The following is a 3185-nucleotide window of genomic DNA, read 5'->3' as shown; positions in this document are numbered from 1 at the left end:
TCGTTGGTGCCGTCACCGGTCATCGCGACCAGCCGGCCGCCCTCCTGCTCCGACCTGATCAGCGCGAGCTTGTCCTCGGGAGTCGCCTCGGCCAGGAAGTCGTCCACCCCGGCCTCGTCGGCGATCGCCTTGGCGGTGAGCGGGTTGTCACCGGTGATCATGACGGTGCGGATGCCCATCCGGCGCATCTCGTCGAACCGCTCGCGCATGCCCTGCTTGACGACGTCCTTGAGATGAATGACCCCCAGCACCCGCGCCTTACCGTCGGCGATCTCACCGACGACCAGCGGGGTGCCACCCGAGGCCGAGATGCCGTCGACCAGGTGGCCGACCTCCTCGGTCGCGCGGCCGCCGTTCTCCCGTATCCACTTCATGACGGCCGTCGCCGCGCCCTTACGCACCTGCCGGCCGTCGACGTTGACCCCCGACATGCGGGTCTGGGCGGTGAATTCCACCCACTCGGCGTGGGCGAGCTCACCTGGCTGACGTTCGCGCAGGCCGTACGCCTGCTTGGCGTAGACCACGATCGAGCGGCCCTCAGGCGTCTCGTCGGCGAGGCTCGCAAGCTGCGCGGCAGCGGCCAGGTCGTCGGCGGAGATCCCCGAGGCGGGCTGGAACTCCGATGCCTGCCTGTTGCCCAGCGTGATCGTGCCGGTCTTGTCGAGTAGCAGGGTGCTGACGTCTCCTGCCGCCTCGACCGCACGGCCGGACATGGCCAGGACGTTGCGCTGGACCAGCCGGTCCATGCCCGCGATACCGATGGCCGACAGCAGCGCGCCGATCGTGGTCGGGATGAGGCAGACCAGCAGCGAGACCAGCACGACGCCGGTGACACCGTCGCCCGTCAGGGCGAGAGAGTCGGCGATGCCGGGGTTGACGTTCTTGGCGTAGATCGCCATCGGCTGCATGGTGACGGTGGCGACCAGGAAGATGATCGTCAAAGCGGCCAGCAGGATGTTCAGCGCGATCTCGTTGGGCGTCTTCTGCCGGTCGGCACCCTCGACCAGGGCGATCATCCGGTCGATGAAGCTCTCGCCCGGCTTCTGGGTGACGCGGACGATGATCCGGTCGGACAACACCCTGGTGCCGCCGGTCACCGCCGAGCGGTCACCACCCGATTCGCGGATCACGGGTGCGGACTCGCCGGTGATGGCCGACTCGTCGACCGAGGCGATGCCCTCGATCACGTCACCGTCGCCGGGGATGATCTCCCCGGCTTCGACGATCACGTGATCACCCTGCTTGAGCTCCGGCGCGCCGACGGTGTCCCACGAGGACACGTTCGCGCCCGGCGCCCAGCCGGAGAGGCGGCGGGCGGTGGTGTCGCGCTTGGCGGCACGGAGCGTGGCGGCCTGCGCCTTTCCACGGCCCTCCGCGACGGCCTCGGCGAGGTTGGCGAAGACCACCGTCAGCCACAGCCAGACGGCGATGGCCCAGGCGAAGAACGACGACTCGCCGGTGGCGGCGAGGACTGTGGTGGCCAGCGCGCCGATCTCCACGATCAGCATCACCGGGTTGCGCCACAGCGAGACCGGGTTCAGCTTCTTCAACGCGTCGGGCAGTGACTTGATCAACTGCTTGGGGTCGAGCAGACCACCGCCGACCCTGCCGTTCTTCTGCGGCGTCGGCGCCTGTCCCGGCGCCTCGAGCACTGGGGTGGACATTAGCTGATTCCTTCTGCGAGCGGGCCCAGCGCCAGGGCCGGGAGAAAGGTCAGGGCGACCAGGATGATCGTGACGCCGACCACCATGCCGACGAACTGCGGCCGGTGGGTGGGCAGCGTGCCTGCGGACTCGGGAACCGGGGCCTGCCTGGCCAGCGATCCGGCCAGGGCCAGCACGAAGATGATCGGCAGGAAGCGGCCGAGCACCATGCACAGGCCGAGCGCCACGTCGTACCACGGCGTGTTGACCGTGACGCCGCCGAACGCGGAGCCGTTGTTGTTCGAGGCGCTGGTGAAGGCGTAGAGGATCTCGGAGAACCCGTGTGGGCCGCTGTTCAGCATGGCCGCCAGACCCGCTTCGTTGCCCATGGCGACAGCCGTACCGACGAGCACGAGGGTCGGGGTGACCAGGAAGTACATCGAGGCCAGCTTGATCTCGCGGGCGCCGATCTTCTTGCCCAGGTATTCGGGGGTACGGCCGACCATGAGCCCGGCCACGAAGACCGTGATCACGGCCAGCACGAGCATGCCGTACAGGCCCGCTCCCACGCCGCCGGGCGCGACCTCGCCCAGCATCATGTTGAACAACGTCATCATGCCGCCGAGCGGGGTGTAGGAGTCGTGGAAGGAGTTGACCGCGCCGGTGCTCGTGAGAGTCGTCGCCGCGGCGAACGTCGCGGAGTTGGAGACGCCGAACCTGACGTCCTTGCCCTCCATCGCCGAGCCGACGGCCTGCGGCACGGTGGCGTTGGCGCCCAGTTCGAAGACGTTGGTCAGCGCGACACTGGTGATGGCGATGGTCGCCATCACGGCGAGGATCGCGTAACCCTGCCTGACCTGGCCGACCAGCTTGCCGAAGGTGCGCGGCATGGCGAACGGGATGAGCAGGATCAGGAAGATCTCGAACCAGTTGGTCCAGCTGGTGGCGTTCTCGAACGGGTGCGCCGAGTTGGTGTTGTAGAAGCCGCCGCCGTTGGTGCCGAGCTCCTTGATGACCTCCTGGCTGGCCACCGGACCGCCGGTGATCGACTGGGTGCCGCCGGCCAGGGTGCTCAGCTCATGCGGGGAGGAGAGGTTCTGCACCAGACCGCCGGCCACCAGCACCAGTGCGCCGACGAAGGCGATGGGCAGCAGGATACGGACCGTGCCGCGCACCAGGTCGACCCAGAAGTTGCCGATGGTGTCAGCCCGGTTGCGGGCGAAGCCGCGCACCAGCGCGATCGCCACCGCCATGCCGACGGAGGCGGACACGAAGTTCTGTACGGCCAGCGCGGCCATCTGCACCAGGTGGCCCATGGTGGACTCACCCGAGTAGGCCTGCCAGTTGGTGTTGGTGACGAAGCTGATCGCGGTGTTCCATGCGATGTGGTCGGGCACCGGGTCGAAGCCAAGTGACAACCACAACTTGTCCTGCAAGCGCTGCATGCCGTACACGAACAGGATCGACACGACGGAGAACGCCAGCACGCTGCGGGCGTAGACACCCCACCGCTGCTCGGCGTCCGGGCGGCCGCCCAGCAGG

2 protein-coding genes are annotated in these 3185 nt (G+C 68.2%); both read right to left on the bottom strand.

Annotated features, from left to right (window positions below; genetic code table 11):
* Positions 1–1664 (bottom strand): potassium-transporting ATPase subunit KdpB (kdpB, locus tag ABZ260_RS49000; protein WP_355632256.1); only part of this gene is annotated, 1664 nt, incomplete at its 3' end.
* Positions 1664–3185 (bottom strand): potassium-transporting ATPase subunit KdpA (gene kdpA / locus ABZ260_RS48995; RefSeq protein WP_355632253.1); only part of this gene is annotated, 1522 nt, incomplete at its 5' end. The genes kdpA and kdpB, both read right to left, overlap by 1 nt.

Origin of the sequence: Streptosporangium sp. NPDC006013 (genome assembly GCF_040614275.1) — a bacterium.
Lineage (GTDB): Bacteria > Actinomycetota > Actinomycetes > Streptosporangiales > Streptosporangiaceae > Streptosporangium.
Note: the sequence above shows the minus strand (reverse complement) of the source record. Positions and strands in the feature narration are given on the sequence as shown.